The following is an 18,964-nucleotide window of genomic DNA, read 5'->3' as shown; positions in this document are numbered from 1 at the left end:
AACACCGGCCAACACAAATTTCACTCCTGAGCCCATTTCTGACTGGCCCTCCAGCTTACACAGGTTATAACAGAAATTAAACCGAAACTTTTTTAGCTGAAGGAGTCATGAATGACTATTTAAGCCTGTACTTGAGTTTTAAGACAGGCTCTAACCATTTTGATTCCAGAACTAATCGTTAACTTTAGGTGTAACCATCAGCCCGTTTTGGGGGTGACGGCTACACCTTTTTTCTTTATTAGCTACCTCCCCCTAAACCGGCGTATACTAAGCGTAACTAATCACCATGGAGGCAGTTACTGATGAAAAAATGGTTACTGGGCAGTATCGCCCTTCTTATGGGACTGGGGCTTCTGGGAAACACCTCCGTTCAGGCGGCTAAATACACCGTCAAAATTGGTTCCACCACAGCTTTCAAAGAATTTTTACATATTTCGCCGTACTATCGCACCACTAAGGCCGTCAAAGCTCAGATTGACACCAACCCCATCACCCGCACTAGCACCGCGGCAGCTACGCAAACGTTGACCATCCCCAAGGGGACCGTCCTGGCCGCCAACAACATCGCCAACCGTAAAGTTTATCAGTTAGACGCGGCGCAACTAAGCTACGGTGTTTTAAAGCCCCTGATCAAAAAGGGCGTCGTCCCCACCGACCAGTTCTATGGCAGAATTAAGGCTAGCGCCCACGCCCTAACGAAGGTGGCGCGGCCCGCCTACTTACCGGCATACAGTTACGGGGATCTCTACCCCGGCCAAACCACTAAGGCCATCAATCACGTTTTCGGTGAACAGGCCGGTCCCAAAGTTCTCCTGACCTCCGATGGCTACCTCGAACGTCACGTGGCTACCAACTCAAAAGCCAACCAATTTGTGCGTTTACAACTACGCCCGCAGAGCAGCGCCAAGATTCAAAAAACTACGATCAAGGGGGCCACGCGCTACCTGTACTTCAAGACTAAGGTCGCGGGCATCTCCACGAAACACGTTCGTTCAACGGGAAACTGCCGCTACCGTCTCACGTTGACCAACCGTCATCAGCCCATCTACCTACAGGGAAACTCGGATGATGACGGTGCCGGTAGTTTCTACAGCTTGTACCGCTTAGGTCAGCAGCCCTACTTCACGCCACTGGGTAACGACGGGTCCGGCGATTAATGGACTTGATCTTCTAATCAACTGGTCCTGGGCCACCGCGCCCCGGACCAGTTTTTGTCCCCATTCCCACCTCATGGGACCAGTTACCTTCCCCGAAACTACAAGCTTATACTATTAATGAACAACTTTTGGGAGATGATTTTATCCGTAAACCAATACTCGGTCTGATGACCGGCCTGCTGGGCTTGGGGCTCATGAGTGCCCCCAGCTCCGCATTGGCCGCCAGTGGGACCGTTAAAATCGGCAACACCACCGCCGATAAACTGTTCTTACATATCGCGCAACATTACCGCACGACCCGGACCACCAAGCTCCATGTGATGGTCACGTCCATTCACAGCCACCAAAGTGCCAAAACTAAAACGCTCACCCTGCCTAAGGGCGTGACGTTGGCCGCCAAACACGAAACTGGCGCCAACTATCGGTTAGACGCTTCTCTGCTCAGCTATCGACGGCTCAAGCCGTTGATTAAACAGGGTTATATTCCCGTTTCGGGGGAGATGACCACCCTGAAGTCCCGCACGCTGGTCAAGGTCAAACGACCAGCGTTTCTACCAGCCTATAGCTACGGCGACCTTTATCCCGGTCACAGCCAGGCGGCCATTACCCGGGCCGCGGGCAACCAAGAAGCTAACCGGATTCAGTTGACCGCTGACGGCTACCTCGACCGTTACCAGCCCAATCATCAGGTGCTAGCGACCGCTCGCCTACAGGTCACCCCCACGCTTCACGCCAAAATCCAACGGACTAAGGTGACCAAGCACGGAACGCGCTACCTGTACTTCAAAACTAAGCTTTCCGGACTCACCACCAAGCACGTACGACGGACGGGTACGGCCCGCTACCGCCTCACGTTGACCAACAATCACCGTCCCATCCACAATCCGGGGAACAGTGATAACGATCTGGCCGGCTGGTTCTACAGCCGCTATACGCTTGGCGGTCACGCCTACTTCACCCCGCTGGGCAACGATGGCCCTGGCGATTAAACCGAATAATTAGTCAAAGAGCCGCCATTGAACGCATCAGCGTAGAATGGCGGCTCTTTTTTAAAGGTTGTTAATCATTATTTGACTTGGAATTTTAAACTAGTAACCGCAGTGTTCCCGGGTCAGCCCATTTTTTGACCGCTCCCAGCAACGACTTCAATGACCGGTTTAAGCCTGTGCCTTGGTCTTGCGACCGTCCCGTAGCATGGCCGCGAAGATGAAGCCCACGATGGAGACCACTAAGAAGGTCGCAAAGACCGCCCGGTAGCCCGCCAAATTGGCGTTAGCCGCCGTGGTCGTGGCCTTGTGACTAGCCGTGACCATGGCCAAGATCAGTGTGGCCACGGCGACCCCGGTCGACCCCAGAATCTGCCGCACCGTGGTGATGACAGCGGTCCCGTGTGAGATCAAGTTATCGGGTAACGAGTTAGCCCCCAACGTGACGGCGGGCATCATGACGAAGGCGTTGCCCCCTTCAATCAGGGCCGCAATCAGAATCATGCTGAGTAAGGGTTGCTTGCCTGGCATTAGGACCAGTAAGGCCCAGCCGACGACAATCATGCCCATCCCGGTCAACATGGTGCCCTTGAAGCCAATCTTATCTGCCAAATGCCCGGTGACCGGGTTCAACAGGCTGAGCAAGACGGCCCCGGGAACCAGCGACATCCCAGAGGCGAACGGCGATAAGCCCAGCACCGTTTGATAATACAACGGAAAGATAATCGTGACCACAATCAGCGCGATGTACGACGTCCCGGTCAGCAGGACCGCCAAGTCGAAGTTAAAGGTCTTGAGCACCCGTAACTCCAACAGCGGCGTGTCGACGTGGAATTGCCGCCAAACGAAGAACGTGACCAGTAACAGACTGACGACCAACAAGGCCCCTTGGAGCCCCCAGTTGACGCCGGTCTTACCAATCTGGTTGACCACGTACAAGATACCGATGAAGCCTAAGCTCCCCACGACGGACAGGTAATCCAACCGTGACGTGTGTTGCGGCATCACGTCTTTAATGGTCTTGAGTGAGACCACGAAGACCACCGTGATGATCAACATGAAGACCACGAAGAGCCCCTGCCAAGTGGTGTACTTCAGGACGATTCCGGAAATGATCGGGCCCACGGCTAACGCGGAACCCATGACCAACCCGGCAAAGCCCATCACACCGCCCCGCTTATCTTCCGGCGTGATTCGTAACATCACGGTCTGATACGACGGGAACATGATTCCGACGGCCATGGCTTCCATGACCCGCCCCAGCATCATCAACGGAAAGCTGGTGGCCAGGTAAATGATAAAGGTCCCCACATCGAATAAGGCCAACATACTCATGAACAAAACGGGGAACCGCAAATTATTCAACAACCACGGACTGACCGGCATCATGACCACCATCACCAACATGAACCCGGTGGTCAACCACTGAACGGTCGACGCGGGCACGTTAAAGTAACGCATCAGTGTCGGGTAGGCCGTCGAGAGCGACGACTGACTGATGGACATGGTAAACGTCCCGGCCAGTAGCGTCCAGATAAACGCTAAATGATTATAGGGCCGCCCCTTTAAATCAATTGGTTGTGTTTCTGCCATCTTACCCACTCCTCTTTGCCTAGTTTAGAACTGTTCTTAACTATTCTATCGTAGCCCTTTTCCCGGTTTCTGTAAACTCGTAACGCCCGGCAAATCGCCCCAGTTCGGCCACTAACTTAGCTTCCCGCGATTCCAGTCCCGCCCCGGCAGGATAAGTTACTTCCGGCGCCTTTTTTGGTACAATGGAGTCTATTAGGAATAGAAATCATTCTGGTAATCTAAAGGAATTGAGGGCAAGCCATGGACTTAGTAAGTTATTTACACGATGAAATCAATTTTCTCACCGAACAAATGAACGAAGCGGAAAAGGATAAGAACAGCTCCATGCGGTTCCTCTGCGATGCCCGGATCGAAGAAGCCAAGCACCTCTTAAACAAGATTGAGGCCGGGGACATCACGCAGTTGACCAAGACTGAATAGCACATCCAACGAGGGCGAGACCACCATCTCGCCTTCGTTTTGGGTTCTGGCACCCCGAACGGCAACGCTTGGTTCGCCGAATCGGCCATTTAGGTGTAAATTAGAAGTGTTCAGTAATTTAGAGGGGGTAACACGTTGATAACCATTAAATCAGCTCGTGAAATTGAAAAGATGCGTGAATCCGGTGCGGTCCTGGCCGGTGTTCATTTGGGCCTACGGAAGCTCATCAAGCCCGGCATCTCAAGTTGGGAAATCGAAGAATTTGCCAACAAGTACATCGAAGAACACGGCGCTAAACCGTCCGAAAAGGGCTTCGAAGGCTACAAGTACGCCACCTGCGTCAGCGTCAACGACGAAGTGGCCCACGCCATTCCCCGCAAGAACCTGATCTTAAAGAACGGCGACGTGGTCAAGGTCGACATGACCGTCAACTTAGACGGCTTCGAAAGTGATTCCTGCTGGGCCTACGCGGTCGGTGACATCAGCGCCGACGCTAAGCGGCTCATGGACGTCACGAAAAAGGCCTTGTACCTGGGTATCGACCAGGCCGTGGTGGGGAACCGCATCGGTGACATCGGCCACGCCATCCAAGACTACGTCGAAACCCAAAATCATATGGGCGACGTCCGGGAACTGATTGGCCACGGCATCGGCCCGACCATGCACGAACAACCCAACGTCCCCCACTACGGTGAAGCGGGCCACGGGTTACGGTTACGCGAAGGCATGACCATCACTATCGAACCCATGGTCAACTTAGGCACCTGGGAGATCAAGTCTAAGCCAACCGCCGATAAGTCGTGGGAATACTACGTTTCGGCCGATGGGTCCCTGTCCTGCCAGTACGAACACACCCTGGCCATCACCAAGGACGGTCCCAAGATTTTGACGTCCCAGGACCCCGAATTCGACGCGAAGTATCTTTAATCAAAGGAGGCCCTTGCCATGGCGTTAACCAACCACACGTCCGAAAAAACCGTGGCGCACCTGTTCAACCAGATTGCGCCCCAGTACGATCAGATGAATAGCGTGATTAGCCTGGGCACCCACCAACTCTGGCGGCGCCGGGTCATGGGCGCCATGCGGGTGGCCCCGGGCGATTTCGCCCTCGACCTGTGCTGCGGCACCGGTGACTGGACCATTTCACTGGCCCAAGCGGTCGGGCCCAGCGGTCAAGTGGTCGGCCTCGATCTGAGTACCGAGATGCTGGCGGTCGCGCGCCAAAAGGTCGCCGCGGCCCACCTCCAAAGTCAGATCACCCTAAAGACCGGTGACGCCATGCACCTGCCCTACCCGGACAACCACTTCGACGTAGTCACCATCGGGTTCGGTCTGCGCAACGTTCCCGACGCCCAACAGGTCTTAAACGAAATGACGCGGGTGGTCAAGCCCGGCGGCCAGGTGGTCTGCCTGGAAACCTCGCAGCCCACTAATCCGTTGGTCCACGCCGGTTGGCAGGTCTACTTTGGGCATTTAGTGCCCTTGATGGGCCGGGTGGTGGCCCACCACTACCAAGCCTACAACTACCTTCAACGGACCACTCACGAATTCGTGTCGGCCGAGGCGTTGGCCCGGATGTTCAGCCAGGCGGGCCTCCAACAGGTCCACTTTTCCCGGTTCAATCTGGGTGCGGCGGCCGTGCACTTTGGATTGAAACCGCGTCAGTAGAGCTAGGAACTGGCTTAAAAGATTAATCTAGAGGGCTCAGCGCTTCCAGCTCACACTAAAATCGGTGGCATCTTAATTGTGTTCTCCGAAACCAAATGTTAAAAATTAATCATTCTGACTAAGGACCAATTAACAACCAAGTCCAATTTATCAGAAATAACAAAGGCACTTCCCAGAAGTTCAACTCCTGGAAAGTGCCTTTTAATTTGCCTGGGTTTAGTCTAGCGTGGCTTCGGCGTCACGAATTAGCCCCAACACGTGTTGGTTGTTGTTGAGCCGCGCAAAAGCCGCCGCGTCGTCCAAATCTTGTTGGATTTTAGCCCGGTCGGCCCCGTGCTGCTGAAGGTTCAACGCCCGACGTAAAACGATCCGCGCCAAGTAGAACGTAACGTGGTACTGCGCACAGACCTTGACCCCGTAGGCTAGCAAATCGTCGCTGGTCTCATAATCCCCCTGCTGGCTATAGAACTCGGCGGTGTAATTGATGATGTTGAGGGCCCGCCAAATACTATGACGGGTCTTAAACGACAGGTTTCGAATTTCACCGAACACCTTGTTGAAATAAAATTCCGCGCGTTTGGAATCGTTGGCCTGGTTATAGGCAATGCCCGTTCCCGTGTAGGCCAGCATGGCGTACATTGAGTGGTGGCCTTCGTCCAAGCGGTTTAAGATCTGCGAAAAGTCGTACAACGCGTCGCTAATGCTCCCGTGCGACAACGCCGTGGCGTACCCGCGCAAGAAGTAATAGCGCAACTGGAACGTGACGGAGTCGTCGACGGGATCGCCGAGCTTCTCCAAGTCGGCATGCACTAACGGGTACATCTCCTGCTGCAAGTGGGTTTCGGCCGATTCCAGAATCACCGCGCGCTTGGAGTCGCCACTTTGATTGACCGGAAACAGGTCGTCGAGCGTTAGTTCCAAGCGGTCACAGAGTTGTAATAAAATTTTTAATGACGGGACCTTCCCGTTACGTTCAAATTTACTTAAAGTCGCCTGCGTACAAATGCCCTGTGCTAATTGATCTTGCGACAGGTGCATCCGTTTGCGGGTCTCAATGAAGATATCTACGTTCATTTTATCTGTTCCTCATCCCTTGAATGGTTTTGGACTTGTACTTTTAGTGTACAAGATTATCATTCGATTGCCAACCATGTTGTAGCCGGTCCCAATCGCGTTTCCGGCTGGCCGAAACGAACGGGTTGCCCGCGACCGTGAAACGCAGAGGCTGGTCGTGCCAACTTCCCGCACTGACCCCGATTCGAGCCGAAGCCGTGACCCGGCGGGGAATCCGTTCAGCCGTGGGCGTAATCCGCAGGTTGTGCGCGCCCAACAAGGTCCGGTTCAAGTCCTTGGTGTGAATCCCTAACGCCGCCATCAACTTACCCGGGCCATTGGTCACGTCCGGCACCGGTTTGTCGCGGTGGATTTGCATCAATTTAAGTCCCCGGTGCGGTTCGATACCCCGAATCAAGATTCCTTGGGGCGTGCCTTGCGGTTGGGCCGCCACGTTGAGCATGTAGTAGCCCCGTAAGACGTATATGTAAATGGTGCCCGGCGCATCATACAGCGCCGCGTTGGCCGCCGTGTGCCGCCCGTTAAAGGCGTGGGCGGCGGTGTCCTGTTCACCCAGGTAGGCCTCGGTCTCCACGATCCAGCCACTCATTACCCCGGCCGGTGTCTCGTAGATCAGCTCGTGGCCCAGCAGGTCGCGGGCAATCTCTGGGGTGGGCCGCCCCGTGTAAAAATCACCGATGGCTGTCATTGCCGCCACTCCTTTCAAAATCATTAAAACTAATGGTGCCCCACAACTAATTGGTTAATCACCCAGACCCTTTGCACGTTGGTCAACAAACGGTAGAATAGGCCCTAGGAGATGATGCTTTGATGGCACTAAAATTAGAACGAATTTATACCAAGCCAGCCGATCTTAGCGGTTACCGCGTCCTGGTCGACCGCCTCTGGCCCCGGGGCATTTCTAAGGTCAACGCCCACCTGAACCACTGGGACAAAGAAATCGGCCCCTCGACCGATTTGCGGAAATGGTTCAACCACGATCCCGAAAAATTTCCCGAATTCAAAACGCGCTACCTGGCGGAATTAAAGGCTAATCCCGCCCTCCCAGCGTTCTTACAGCAACTGACCGACCAACTCGCTACCCAAGACGTGATCCTGTTGTACGGTGCCAAGGACCAGACCCACAACCAGGCCGTGGTGCTTAAGGCCTTTCTGCAAGCACAACTTGCGGGGCAAGTACCCGCCGCACGGTTGCGAGACTAAGGGCGTGAGTGCCCGGTAACATGGCGGCGACCGGTTCCAGCGGGTTCGCATTGATGCCGATGGTAATACACCCCGCGGCCGTTGCCGCCTGAACGCCCGTGACGGTGTCTTCAAACGCCACGCAGGCACTGGGCGCCAAGTGTAAGAGGTCGGCCGCGGCCAAATAGACGTCCGGAGCGGGCTTACTGGCGGCCAGACTCGCGGCCGGTACGATCTTATCGAAGACGGCCGTCAGTCCCAACCGTTCGATCTCGGCCGCCGCATTCGTCGACGCCGAGGCCAGTGCAACCGGGTAATCCGCTTGCTGAAGTTCGGTCAGAAAAGCCGTCACCCCGGGCAACCGGTTCGCTGGGGTCATGGCGGCCACGTACTGGCGGTAGAGGTCGTTTTCGTGGTCGGTCATGGCTTGGAATTGGGCCGGCGTCAAGTCGTTTTCTCGCCCGACCGAGGCCAGAATCGTGGTCAGCGAGTCCGCCCGACTCATCCCCGGTAACCGGGTCGCTAACGCTGCCGTCCAGGGAACGGCGAGCTCCTGGGCCACGGTCTGCCAGGACTTCAAATGGTACTGCCACGAGTCCGCAATGACCCCGTGCAGATCGAATAAGAAACCATGAATCGTCGTCATTCGATTACCCCCTCGTCATCATGGGTGTTAACAAGTCTTATTATACACCTATCTGGCGACAAAAAAGCGTCAACGGCCTACACCGTTGACGCTTATTTAAGTCACTTGGTTTAACGATTTTGTTACCGAATCACGATCACGGACACGTCGGACTTCCGGGCTAATCGTAACCCGATGGCCCCCGGATGCCCGTGACTGGCAAAGTCCACGTCGGCCCCGCACACGACCAAGTCCGGTTGAAAGTCCGGAATGATCTGTTGCAAGATCACGTCGTCCACGTCGCCGCCTTCCGCCACGATGGGCCGGACGTTCTCCACGCCAAAGTCTCTGGCCTTGGCGGCGTAGTCCTTGACCACGTCCTGGAGTTCCTGCCGCTTCTGGTGGACCTTATCGGGCATCAGCGATTCGTAGATGCTGATATCATCGCTTTCTAGAACCGACGCGATTCCGAGTTCCGCCCCGTAATCCCGGGCCATGGTCAACGCAAAGCGAAAGGCCCGGGCGGTTGACGGCCGATCATCTTCATCGATGGTAATCAACACGCGGTGGAAAAACAGTGGTCGGTAATTTTCATCTGGCATAAAACCCCTCCTGGCGTCACAATCTCTGGTCTCATTATAACAAGCCTAATCGGAAACGCAACCACCACACCGGTTCCAGTATCGGTGCAGCGGCCGCAAGCAAAAACAGCAACCCGAAACCTAAGTTCCGGATTGCTGTTTGATTTTAATCGTTTAAATTAAGCCCTTAGCGCGCATGGTCCGGCGATAAGATCATTGGTCCCCGCACGGCCCGCGGTAACTCGACGGTAATCCGCCGCATCACGACTGGCTTGGGTACCATCACTGGTTCGGTGGCCTTGGCTGGCGCCGTCTTGGCCGTCAGCATGTGCCAAATCGAATGCAATAGAAGTAAGCAAACAATCATTAACGGGAACCCGGCAATCGTCGACACGGTTTGCACGGTCTTGAAGCCCCCGACCATCACAATCCCGAAGGAGAAGACGATGAAGACTACGACCCAGATCATCCGGTTCCAGCGACTTGGTTGTTGTCCGTCGTCTAAGTGCAGACTGGTAAACGACGACACGATAAACGCCGAAGACGAAATCGTGGTGGCCAAGAAGATGAAACACGAGATACAGTACAACGCTAAGACGATCATCTTAAACGGTAAGGTGGCAATCACCGTGGCAACCACGGCGGCTTGTCCCTGCGTGTTTAAGATGTGGACCAAGTTCACTGCCCCGGTCCGTTGGAGCCACAGGGAGTAGCCCCCGAAAATGGCGTAGAAGCTCATGCACCCTAAGGCCCCGTAGGTCAGCATGCCGACCAAGACCTGCTTGATTGTCCGTCCCTTGGAGATCCGGGCGATAAACAGTCCCATGACGGGCATGTAGGACAACCACCAGCCCCAATAGAAGATGGTCTCCTGTTGGGCCGTGGAGTCACCACCGTTCGGCAGCGTGTTGGTGGACATGGAAATGAACTTTTGGGCCATTAAGCCCAGACTGTTAGTTTCAGAATTCAGAATATAGACGGTCGGTCCGATGATCAGAATCAAGGCCAAGAGTCCTAAGGCCGTCCAGATGTGCGCGGCACTTAACCGGTCGATCCCCCCGTTTAACCCGTGGAAGACCGTGACGGCAAACAGAATAAACAGAATAATAAAGAGCTCAATCTTGAGCGCCAGGTTGTCTTGAACCCCGGTCAAACGACTTAAGACCTTCGAGATAATCGGAATTTCCATCCCGACGGAAGACCCAATGCCCCCCATGATTCCGAAGACCACTAAGAAGTCGATGACTTGCCGGGCAATCTTCTTGCCGCGGCTGTCGCCTTGCAGGCTGGTAATGGCGGCACTGACCCGTTGGACCTTACCGTGCTTAACGAATAAGACGTAAGCAATCGCAATGGTCGCGGGCGCAAACATCATCCACGCCATGGGGCCCCAGTTGAACTGGCCGTACATGTGCGCTGCCCCGTAGGCCGCCGTAGAGAACGGCTTCAGCCCAAAGGCCGGGTGCTGTAAGTAGCGTAAGGGGTCGACGATGGACAGCATCAAGATACTGGCATCGATCGCCGTGGCAAACACCATGCTTCCCCACTGGAAGCTGCTGTAACGCGGCTTGTCGTCGGGGTCCCCCAGCTTAATTTTCCCAAATTTTCCAAAGGCGAGATACATAAAGAATAAAAAGTTAATCGCATAGACCAACAGGTAAGCCCACGACATCTGGGTATCGATCCAGTTCAGAATCGACCCCAAGACCGTCTGTAGCCGATCGCCGCCCATGATGAAGATCACGGACGCAATGGCAAACAAGACAAACGTTGGCACGAACACTAACTTATCAATATTTTTTCGCGCTAAAATAAAAATCCTGCTACTGATGACTCAGTTTAAGTTCCAGAATTTCTTGCTTCGTCCTAGTTGGCACTGGTCAAATTGTATCCTGTACAACTGAGTGCCTAGTCCACAAGCGTAAATTCCCGGCTAGCAACCGGTACAGCGCTTTGTTGGCGACAATGTCGCACAAAGTTTTCAGTATCTCTAGATTTTTAACGAAGCTTTGACGACACTTCGTTGGGCGCAGCGACGGGTTCACCGTCACTGATAGAGTTTTTGCACGTTCAGCCTAGTTTCGCTAGGTTAAAATCAGTAGCAGATTTTCCTTCCTTCTTCGGTCTGGCCTGCAGTGCAAGATACTGACGAGAAGCCTCTTAACTAAAATTAGTGCCTACGGAAGTTAACTCCGGGTAAATGGTCCGTCTGACGCGCCACGGCGTCGCAAGTTGAGGCCTCACGATTGGCAAAACGCCAATGGGTCTGGTCACACGGATAGAACTGCGATTTACGGCGAACTTAACTTCCAGCCAATCTTCGGTAATCGTAAATGATAACCGCATTCGAAACGTTGTTGGCAAGAAGCGCCAACAGATGTTTAGTTGAATTTAGAAATCATCAATTACCTCCTCAATGTTTCGCCTGAACCACCATCGTTCAGAGCGTTACTCCCCAAGATACACAAAAAGCGCCGAACCGGGTCGTCCCACGAGTCCGACGCCATGCGCCTAAACAGCCGCTACGACTGCATTCCTGTGAAGCAATATCCACGTTTTATTATACGCGGACGGCATGATTAGTAAAACGGCACAAGTGGTTTCCCGCCGTTCTGACTAAAGAAACCGGTTCCACCGCCTATCATGATACGAATCTAAGAATTTGATGAGAATTTTAGTTATCCACTATCCTTTGGCCGGCAACTAAAAAGCCTGGGGCCACTGCGCCTTGGCGGCCGCGTTGCCCGTCTCACCGTTATCGATTTCCTTGATTACGCGTGCCGGGTTCCCGGCAATCACCACGTTATCGCCGAAGGACTTGGTCACCACGGACCCAGCGCCCACGACCACGTTATTGCCCAACGTGACGCCGGGCAGAATCGTGACCCGACCGCCCAGCCAGGCGTTATCGCCAATGGTGATGGGCGCGCCCATTTCCACGTCGGCCACCCGGGCCATGGCGTTCAAGGGGTGCACGGGGGTGTACAGGCCAATGTTGGGCCCAAAGTAGCAGTGTTCCCCGATGGTAATGGGACAGGTATCCAAGAAGGTCATGTCGTAGTTGCCGTAGAAGTGGTCGCCGATGTGGATGTTCCACCCGTAATCAAACTTAAAGCCCGCTTCCACGAAGAAATCGTCGCCGGTATCGGTAATCAATTGCCGGTACCCCTGATTGCGCGCGTCGTTGTCGTCTAGTTGGTTAACGGCCCGTAGTTGCTTGCGGGCAGTCGTCCGCCGTGCGATCAGTTCGTGATCGAATTGGTTATACGGCTGACCCGCCGTCATCTTTTCCCGTTCTGTTGCCATAGTCTAACATCACTCCTCTTGGGGCCATCATACCACTTCTGGCGGGTGGGCCTCAAAACCCGCGCCAGCTAAAAAATGGCGCTCACCCCTGAGGATGACCGCCACACACCAGATTTAAATTTAATCTTCGACGTTCGGATTCATGCTCATCGACGGCGCTTCTCTGAGGATCCAAGTGATCCCGTAAGCGTCCACGATTTGGCCCATCTTACCGCCCTGTGTCTGGTCGGCAAACGGGTTGATGACCTTCACGTCGGACTTGATCAACCGCTGATACAGCGCCAGTAATTCCTTGACGCTATCGCTATCGTCTTCATCGACGACCAGCATCAACGAAATCAACGTGGACGACGTGGGTTGCCCCATCAAGGCGTCGGCACACTGCACGTCGAGACCTAATAACCGAAAGCCCCCGCGCATGGTCAACTGGTCTAAGTCCATCTCTGGTTCCAGTCCGTACTGTTCCGCTTCATCCACCGTGGGACTGACGCGGTAGACGTCGGTTGCGCCAAAGACGTCCTGGTAATAGGCCAGGGCCTCCTTCGCATTTTCAAATTCCAAATAGGGAATTAACTTTGCTTGCATCATCGGTACCTCGTTACTTTAATTTAGTCTAGTGGTTCCTACTGATCATTGATCCCAGCATCCCGCAAGATTTGCCGGATGGCCGCGACCGACCGGTCCACCGTTTGGTGACTCGCCGGCTGGGCCGCTGGAGTCGCCGGTTGCGTCGGCGTGGTCGCAGCGGAAGCCGGTGCCGCAGCCTTAGTTGCCGTGACGGGCCCCGTCACCGGCGGCGTCACGCCCGGCGTGGTCATGTGATCCATGGTCTGGTTCAACAGGTGATCGACAAACACGTTACCTTGGTTGGTGGCGTGGCCCTTGGTCCAATGAAAACTCAACTGCGTAAATTGCGGTAATAGTTGGTCGACTTCCCGCCATAGTTCGGCGTTAGCCAACGGACCGGCACTGCGTTTCCAACCCCGGCGCTTCCAACCGGCTAACCACCCCTGCGTGACCGCGTTTAACACGTAGCGGGAGTCCAACACGAACTGCACGGCCTTGGTCGTTTGACCCAACCGACTTAACTGCTGCAGGGCCCGTAAGAAGGCCATGATTTCCATGCGATTGTTGCTGGCTCCCCATTCGCCGGCCGAATCGGTCACGACCTGATCCGGGAGTTCCATTCGGTAAGCCCAAGCGGCCTTGTCGTCGTTCCGCACGTGACCGCCCGCCACGTTACCCGTGTTCCGGGAACCACCATCCGTATAGACGGTGATTTCGGCGGGCGTTGCCGAACCGGTTGCTCGCGCCTTGACCGCTCCGGTCTTGGTCTGAGTCGTAGGCGTGGCCGTCCCAGTCATGAAGGCGTTGGCCGCCGCCTCGGTGGGAAAACTCTTGTACTGTGCGCCCGGATACCCGCTCACTTGCTTTTGCGCGTCCGGCCAGGTGCGATAAATACCCGGTTGTCGTCCCCGACGAACCGCATAAAACTTTTGTGCCATTCTATCCCCACTTTCGCACTAATCTTAGCTAGTTTACCATACTTTTCCCGCACTTCGATGAAAATGGGCATTACCAAAATCATGAAGCCGTTACCATATTGGCCATTGGCGGGTCTTGTCAGCCCTAACTTTTCCGACTAGCGGAACGTTAAGAATGGGTAACTTAGAGGGAGAAATTGTTTTCATCATGTAGGGATTATGCTAACCTAGTAGGTAGAAGGATTTTACTGACCGGCGGGGATTGATCTGTTATCTCGCCTAAATTTTTAAGGAGGTTTTTTATGGAAAGTCCTATTCGCGCCACCCTCATCACCGTCGACCAAGCCCGCGCCATGTTGAAAGATCAACGTGACCAACGGGGTGAACGTTTCCCCGAACTCGCCCTCTCCGGCCAGTACATCCTGCCCGACTATCGTCTCACGCGTAAACGGGAAGCCTTCAAGATCCGACGGCACACGTTTTTAAAGAAGCATTTTCGCTCCTACGTTGCCTTTGACTCCGATAATGGTCAAACGCTCTGGATCCATAACTTTCCGAGCCTCTCTGAAGCCTGCTTCTGGTTAAACACCGGCTTAAAGCCCAACGACACCGATTCGGCCAGTTCCTACCAGGAATGGAAAACCAAGCACGTCGACGAAATTGAGGTTTTAAAAGAACAACTTCGCGCGCAACATCACGAGAAGAAAAAAAGCGTCGAGACGCCCAAGAAGCCCACGGTTTCCACGGTGAAAAAGACCAAACACTTGAAAAAGTAAGCGCTCCGAGTTCACGGAACGCTTTTTGTTTTGCCCAAATTGACACAAAAACGTGCGCCCAAGCCATCGCTGGCGAGGACGCACGTTGATCTTTTACTAGGGCCTGTCTTAAAACTCAATCACCACTTTAAATGACCACCCATTATCCTTTGCTGAAAAGAGTTCCGTTTAATTACTGTTATAACTCGTATGAGCTGGAAGGCCAGTCAGAAATGAGCTCAGGAGTGAAATTTGTGTTGGCTGGCGTTTTCTGCCAGCTCGAACCTCAGACACAGGTCGGTCTTCAAGACCTGAACTATGGGCTTGAAGCCGTGCCCACTCCGTTCCAGCCCATTTCTGACTGGCCCGGAGGCGCTGAATCCTCTAAATTAGTCTTCTAAGACAGACTCTAGTTTCTGAATTAGTTCAAACTTATTTCGTCAAATTTAAGTGGACCTGCTTGGGGTCGGTCTTAACGATGACGCGGCCGTGATGGATCGAGTACAGGATCTCGGCTCGCGTGTTCAGCGCGTTATAGAAATTATCGCTATTCATGATGACCAAGTTAGCTGGCTTCCCCACTGACAGGCCGTAATGGTCGGCCACGTGCATGGCCTTGGCCCCGTGAGTCGTGACAAACTGGTACGAGTTCAAGATATCGTCGTACCCCATCATCTGGGTCACGTGAATCCCGGTGTGCAGAGCATCGAGCATGTTGCCATCACCCATCGGGTACCACGGATCCTTGATGTCGTCTTCCCCGAAAGCCACGTTGACGCCGGCCTCGTTAAGTTCCTTAACTCTGGTCAGCCCCCGGCGTTTCGGGTAGGTGTCAAACCGACCGCCTAAGTGGGTGTTGATCAGCGGGTTAGAAATCATGTTGATATGGGAAAGCTGCAATAGGCGCATCAACTTGTAGGCGTAAGCGTTGTTGTACGAGCCCATGGCCGTGGTATGGCTGGCCGTGACCTGGTCCCCCAAGCCGGTTTCGTAAGCCAACGTGGCCAAGGTTTCCAGTCCCCGGGACGCCGGGTCGTCGATTTCGTCACAGTGCGCGTCGACCAACTTGCCGTATTTTTGCGCCAAGTCGACCGCGAAATGCAGCGATTCCACGCTGTATTCCCGGGTGAACTCGAAGTGCGGGATGGCCCCAATCACGTCGACGCCCAGCTTAGCGGCCCGTTCCATCAATTCCTTACCGTGAGGGAACGACAGGATGCCGTCCTGCGGAAAGGCCACCAACTGGAGTTCGATGAAGTCCTTGACCTCGTCACGAACTTCCAGCAACGCCTTTAACGCCGTCAGGTTCGGGTCGGTCACGTCCACGTGGGAGCGAACGAACTGGATCCCGTGCGAGGCCTGCAGTTCCAACGCCTGCCGGGCACGTTGCTTCACGTCATCGTGGGTCAACGTCTTCTTGCGTTCTCCCCAGATGCGAATCCCGTCGAACAGGGTCCCGGACTGGTTCCATTCGGGGTCTCCCGCCGTCATGGTGCTGTCTAGATGCACGTGGGGATCAACAAACGGTGGCAAAATCAGCTTGCCCTGCGCGTCGATGACCGTTTCGTGGTCTTGCGGCGTGAGATGGTCCGCAATGGCGGCAAACTTGCCGTCCTCGATCCGAATATCCTGTGGAGCGGTGGCGTTTTCAATCAATCCTTGTTGAATTAACATGTCTACTTTATTCCTCCTGAAACGGGTATGTCCGTCGCCACACCATCCGATGCGTTGCAACCCGACTTAGTAAAATCCCGAAACCGTTTGGCCAAACCACAACAGCAGTCCGTCCGCCAGCGCGCCGAGGCCCGCGACCCACGTCGCCACGACCAACCACGCGAGCCACCAGCCCGACTGATGGGGAAACGCCTTCACGATTCCTATTAAGCTTATCACACATCCGCCTAACCCGAGCGATAAAGTCACGGGTTCCTGGCCAATCATGCGGTAAGCCCAGCCCGTGGCGCCGTTGAGTGCAAAAACACCCATTAAAAGACCCACCAGGCCCCAAACTAACCCCCGCCATTGTTGTCGCGACAATTCTTTCATCCCCTCACATCATCTTTGAAACATCTCTGGGTGCATTTTCAGGATTTCATGCTATCCTTAGAACAACTAAGTTTGTTCTAAGGAGGATGTTCTGATGACTAATACTTATCCACAAGCCCTCACCATCGCGGGCTCCGATAGCGATGGGAGTGCCGGCATGCAAGCCGACTTACATACCTTTTTTGCCCGCGGCGTTTACGGCGCTTCCGTGATCACGGCCTGCGTGGCCGGTAATTCGTACGGTATCCACGCCAGCGTTCCGCTGCCCACCAACTTCATCGACCAGGAGTTTCAGGACCTGGCGGCCGATTACCACATCCGCGCCGCCAAGACGGGGATGCTCGCCGATTCCGAACTGATCAACGACGTTGTGCGTAATTATCAGGCGGCCGACTTCGGCCCGCTGGTGGTCGATCCCGTCATCATGACCAAGCACGGCAACCAGTTACTGGAAGAGAGTGCCTTTGAGACACTGCGGAAACAGCTACTCCCCTTAGCAACGGTTCTCACCCCGAACTTCTACGAGGTCGAAAAGATCGCCGAGACCACGATCCACACGGATGCGGACATGGTTGCCGCGGCCCAAAAGATGCAGGCCATGGGGGCTAAAAACATCATTGCCAAGGGCAGTCACGCGATTGCCGACCAGACGACCGTTCGGGATTTCGTACTCCTCGAATCCGGCGACAGCTTCTGGCTCAGCGAACCCTACCACGCCACCGACCGGGTCAACGGGACCGGCGACTCCCTGTCGGCCTGCATCACGGCCGAACTCGCCAAGGGAACGCCGATGAAGCAAGCCATCACCATTGCCAAGGCCTTCGTGAACACCGCAATTGGCAATCCAATCGATGTGGCGCACAAATTTGGTCCCATCAATCACTGGGCCGCCCAAGAACGGACTTACGATTAATTCTAATATTAGAGCCTGAGACAAGCGTCTTGGGTTCTTTTTCGTCTCCAAATATCTAGTGTCGAAACGTGCGCCAAAGGGCATCTGGTTCCGCTTAACCCCTTGAATCGTCAGCTAATCCAGGTTCAGGATTATCCGTCTTACGAACCATCGTTCATGCTCGTCAGCTAACCGCCTTTTATCCCACTCTTTTTCCTACCATTTATCCGGCCGCCAGGTGCGACCATCGATTTCGCCCTGTAACTGGTCTTGCCGTCGCGCCTGTTCGGCCGCTAAATGGTCTAGCGCGACCCAGAAGGCCCGGTCCGTAAACTTCGCTTGGTGCTGGGCCAGCGCCTGTAATTGTTGGTGTAGCCATGCTTGATTATCAGTCATCGTCTTGCTCCTTAATCATGGCTAACGTGGCCATGAGGGCTTCTAAGTCGTCTTGTTGTTGCGTCATAGTCGTGACGATCAATTCCCCGGTTGCCCGATCGGCCGGGGCTAGTTGCGCTACCATGGCCGGTAAGCGGTCCGCAAACCAGGCTTGCCGGTTCGCCAGCGTATCGGGGGCCGGTTGGGTCAGGTAACGCTGATAGTCCACCACCAGTTGTAATTTTTGCGCTTCGTCTAAGTAATTGAATTGGTGGACCGCCAGGGTCGGCAACCAGGTCATGTGGGCCCGGTGAGCTAAGGCCGCCAACGGGGCCATCAACGCATCAATGGTCACGTTTTCGGTCCCGCCCCGGCGAAAGGCCTGCGCAGGCATCCCCGTGGTGACCACCACACCCAACTCCTTGTCCGCTAACGGGTAACGGTGGTCACCGTACACGAAGGTCCGGGTCAAGACGGCCGCCTCCCACTGGGCGAGGCTGGCCGGTGCCGCGTACCAGTACAACGGAAATTGAAAAATGATCCGGTCCGCCTGCCGTAACGCGGCCTGCTCACGTGCCGCATCGTACGTTTCCTGTGCGGTAAGGGCGCGGTAGGTCACCCCCGTGCTGGGTAAACTCGCTTTAAAGAATTGTTGGGTGGTCGAATCCGCCAAATGCGGATGGGCCACCAAGACTAACGTTTGCATCTCCGTCAACTCCTTCATCGTTGCGTTTACTGTAGCATAGAACGGCCTTAACGCCGCCAAAAAAGAGTTTGGGACATAAGTCCCTAAATTCCAGTAGTTAAAAATTGGTCCTAG

The 18,964-nt window shown here is 54.6% G+C and carries 21 protein-coding genes; 8 read left to right on the top strand and 13 right to left on the bottom strand.

From position 1 onward, the window contains the following. Positions 1–302 precede the first annotated feature (302 nt). Both FD38_RS06855 and FD38_RS06850 read left to right on the top strand, forming a co-directional pair. On the top strand, positions 303–1,157 hold the full coding sequence (locus tag FD38_RS06855; protein WP_057732631.1) for a hypothetical protein: 855 nt from the start codon (positions 303–305) through the stop codon (positions 1,155–1,157). A 194-nt stretch (positions 1,158–1,351) separates the two neighbouring features. Beyond that, entirely contained in the window at positions 1,352–2,146 is a 795-nt protein-coding gene (locus tag FD38_RS06850) for a hypothetical protein (protein WP_147007820.1), read from the top strand. A gap of 168 nt (positions 2,147–2,314) precedes the next feature. Here the strand turns inward: FD38_RS06850 and FD38_RS06845 are convergent, their stop codons facing one another. Then, a complete protein-coding gene (locus FD38_RS06845; RefSeq protein WP_057732626.1) occupies positions 2,315–3,736 on the bottom strand; it encodes an MFS transporter in 1,422 nt (473 codons plus the stop codon). A 240-nt stretch (positions 3,737–3,976) separates the two neighbouring features. On the opposite strand from FD38_RS06845, the gene FD38_RS06840 reads away from it, so the two are divergent. The 3 genes from FD38_RS06840 to FD38_RS06830 all read left to right on the top strand — a co-directional run bounded on the left by FD38_RS06840 (position 3,977) and on the right by FD38_RS06830 (position 5,824). Further along, positions 3,977–4,156 carry a hypothetical protein gene (locus FD38_RS06840; RefSeq protein ID WP_057732624.1) on the top strand — a complete coding sequence of 60 codons (180 nt, stop codon included), beginning with the start codon at positions 3,977–3,979 and terminating at the stop codon, positions 4,154–4,156. A gap of 135 nt (positions 4,157–4,291) precedes the next feature. Continuing rightward, on the top strand, positions 4,292–5,083 hold the full coding sequence (gene map, locus FD38_RS06835) for a type I methionyl aminopeptidase (protein WP_057732621.1): 792 nt from the start codon (positions 4,292–4,294) through the stop codon (positions 5,081–5,083). An 18-nt stretch (positions 5,084–5,101) separates the two neighbouring features. After that, on the top strand, positions 5,102–5,824 hold the full coding sequence (locus tag FD38_RS06830) for a demethylmenaquinone methyltransferase (RefSeq protein WP_057732620.1): 723 nt from the start codon (positions 5,102–5,104) through the stop codon (positions 5,822–5,824). 216 nt (positions 5,825–6,040) lie between these two features. Here FD38_RS06830 and FD38_RS06825 read toward each other — a convergent pair whose 3' ends face one another. Both FD38_RS06825 and FD38_RS06820 read right to left on the bottom strand, forming a co-directional pair. Continuing rightward, a complete protein-coding gene (locus tag FD38_RS06825; protein WP_057732618.1) occupies positions 6,041–6,898 on the bottom strand; it encodes a helix-turn-helix domain-containing protein in 858 nt (285 codons plus the stop codon). A 43-nt stretch (positions 6,899–6,941) separates the two neighbouring features. Further along, positions 6,942–7,586 (bottom strand): DNA-3-methyladenine glycosylase, encoded by a 645-nt coding sequence (locus FD38_RS06820; protein WP_057732616.1) that lies wholly within the window; start codon positions 7,584–7,586, stop codon positions 6,942–6,944. A gap of 122 nt (positions 7,587–7,708) precedes the next feature. Here FD38_RS06820 and FD38_RS06815 point away from each other — a divergent pair, with 122 nt between their 5' ends. Continuing rightward, positions 7,709–8,101: a DUF488 domain-containing protein gene (locus FD38_RS06815; protein WP_057732614.1), complete on the top strand. Its 393-nt coding sequence runs from the start codon at positions 7,709–7,711 to the stop codon at positions 8,099–8,101. On the opposite strand, the gene FD38_RS06810 is transcribed toward FD38_RS06815, so the two are convergent. The 6 genes from FD38_RS06810 to FD38_RS06785 all read right to left on the bottom strand — a co-directional run bounded on the left by FD38_RS06810 (position 8,040) and on the right by FD38_RS06785 (position 14,097). Next, positions 8,040–8,726, bottom strand: a complete 687-nt coding sequence (locus FD38_RS06810; RefSeq protein ID WP_057732612.1) for a beta-phosphoglucomutase family hydrolase — start codon at positions 8,724–8,726, stop codon at positions 8,040–8,042. The two genes, FD38_RS06815 and FD38_RS06810, sit on opposite strands and share 62 nt — an antisense overlap. 122 nt (positions 8,727–8,848) lie before the next feature. Next, a complete protein-coding gene (locus FD38_RS06805) occupies positions 8,849–9,307 on the bottom strand; it encodes a universal stress protein (protein ID WP_057732610.1) in 459 nt (152 codons plus the stop codon). 166 nt (positions 9,308–9,473) lie between these two features. After that, complete coding sequence (locus FD38_RS06800; RefSeq protein ID WP_057732895.1) at positions 9,474–11,063, bottom strand: BCCT family transporter; 1,590 nt, start codon at positions 11,061–11,063, stop codon at positions 9,474–9,476. Between the two features lie 926 nt (positions 11,064–11,989). Beyond that, positions 11,990–12,592, bottom strand: coding sequence for a sugar O-acetyltransferase (locus tag FD38_RS06795; protein WP_057732608.1), 603 nt, complete (start codon positions 12,590–12,592; stop codon positions 11,990–11,992). A 120-nt stretch (positions 12,593–12,712) separates the two neighbouring features. After that, positions 12,713–13,177, bottom strand: coding sequence for a VOC family protein (locus tag FD38_RS06790; protein WP_083485301.1), 465 nt, complete (start codon positions 13,175–13,177; stop codon positions 12,713–12,715). Positions 13,178–13,215: 38 nt separating this feature from the next. Further along, positions 13,216–14,097 (bottom strand): ribonuclease H family protein, encoded by an 882-nt coding sequence (locus FD38_RS06785; RefSeq protein WP_057732605.1) that lies wholly within the window; start codon positions 14,095–14,097, stop codon positions 13,216–13,218. A 281-nt stretch (positions 14,098–14,378) separates the two neighbouring features. Between FD38_RS06785 and FD38_RS06780 the strand changes: the two genes are divergently transcribed. After that, on the top strand, positions 14,379–14,852 hold the full coding sequence (locus tag FD38_RS06780) for a hypothetical protein (RefSeq protein WP_057732603.1): 474 nt from the start codon (positions 14,379–14,381) through the stop codon (positions 14,850–14,852). A gap of 411 nt (positions 14,853–15,263) precedes the next feature. Here the strand turns inward: FD38_RS06780 and codA are convergent, their stop codons facing one another. Both codA and FD38_RS06770 read right to left on the bottom strand, forming a co-directional pair. Beyond that, positions 15,264–16,505, bottom strand: coding sequence for a cytosine deaminase (gene codA / locus FD38_RS06775; protein WP_057732601.1), 1,242 nt, complete (start codon positions 16,503–16,505; stop codon positions 15,264–15,266). Positions 16,506–16,571: 66 nt separating this feature from the next. Then, a complete protein-coding gene (locus FD38_RS06770) occupies positions 16,572–16,817 on the bottom strand; it encodes a hypothetical protein (RefSeq protein ID WP_057732599.1) in 246 nt (81 codons plus the stop codon). Between the two features lie 154 nt (positions 16,818–16,971). On the opposite strand from FD38_RS06770, the gene thiD reads away from it, so the two are divergent. Further along, complete coding sequence (gene thiD, locus FD38_RS06765) at positions 16,972–17,790, top strand: bifunctional hydroxymethylpyrimidine kinase/phosphomethylpyrimidine kinase (RefSeq protein ID WP_057732597.1); 819 nt, start codon at positions 16,972–16,974, stop codon at positions 17,788–17,790. Positions 17,791–17,985: 195 nt separating this feature from the next. Here the strand turns inward: thiD and FD38_RS06760 are convergent, their stop codons facing one another. Next, positions 17,986–18,165 carry a hypothetical protein gene (locus tag FD38_RS06760; protein WP_057732595.1) on the bottom strand — a complete coding sequence of 60 codons (180 nt, stop codon included), beginning with the start codon at positions 18,163–18,165 and terminating at the stop codon, positions 17,986–17,988. Further along, a complete protein-coding gene (locus FD38_RS06755) occupies positions 18,158–18,850 on the bottom strand; it encodes an NAD(P)H-dependent oxidoreductase (protein ID WP_057732592.1) in 693 nt (230 codons plus the stop codon). The genes FD38_RS06760 and FD38_RS06755 overlap by 8 nt, the downstream gene beginning before the upstream one ends. Positions 18,851–18,964 lie beyond the last annotated feature (114 nt).

The organism is Levilactobacillus zymae DSM 19395, from assembly GCF_001434115.1.
In the GTDB taxonomy this organism is placed as follows: Bacteria; Bacillota; Bacilli; order Lactobacillales; family Lactobacillaceae; genus Levilactobacillus; species Levilactobacillus zymae.
This window is presented reverse-complemented; position numbering and strand designations above follow the sequence as displayed.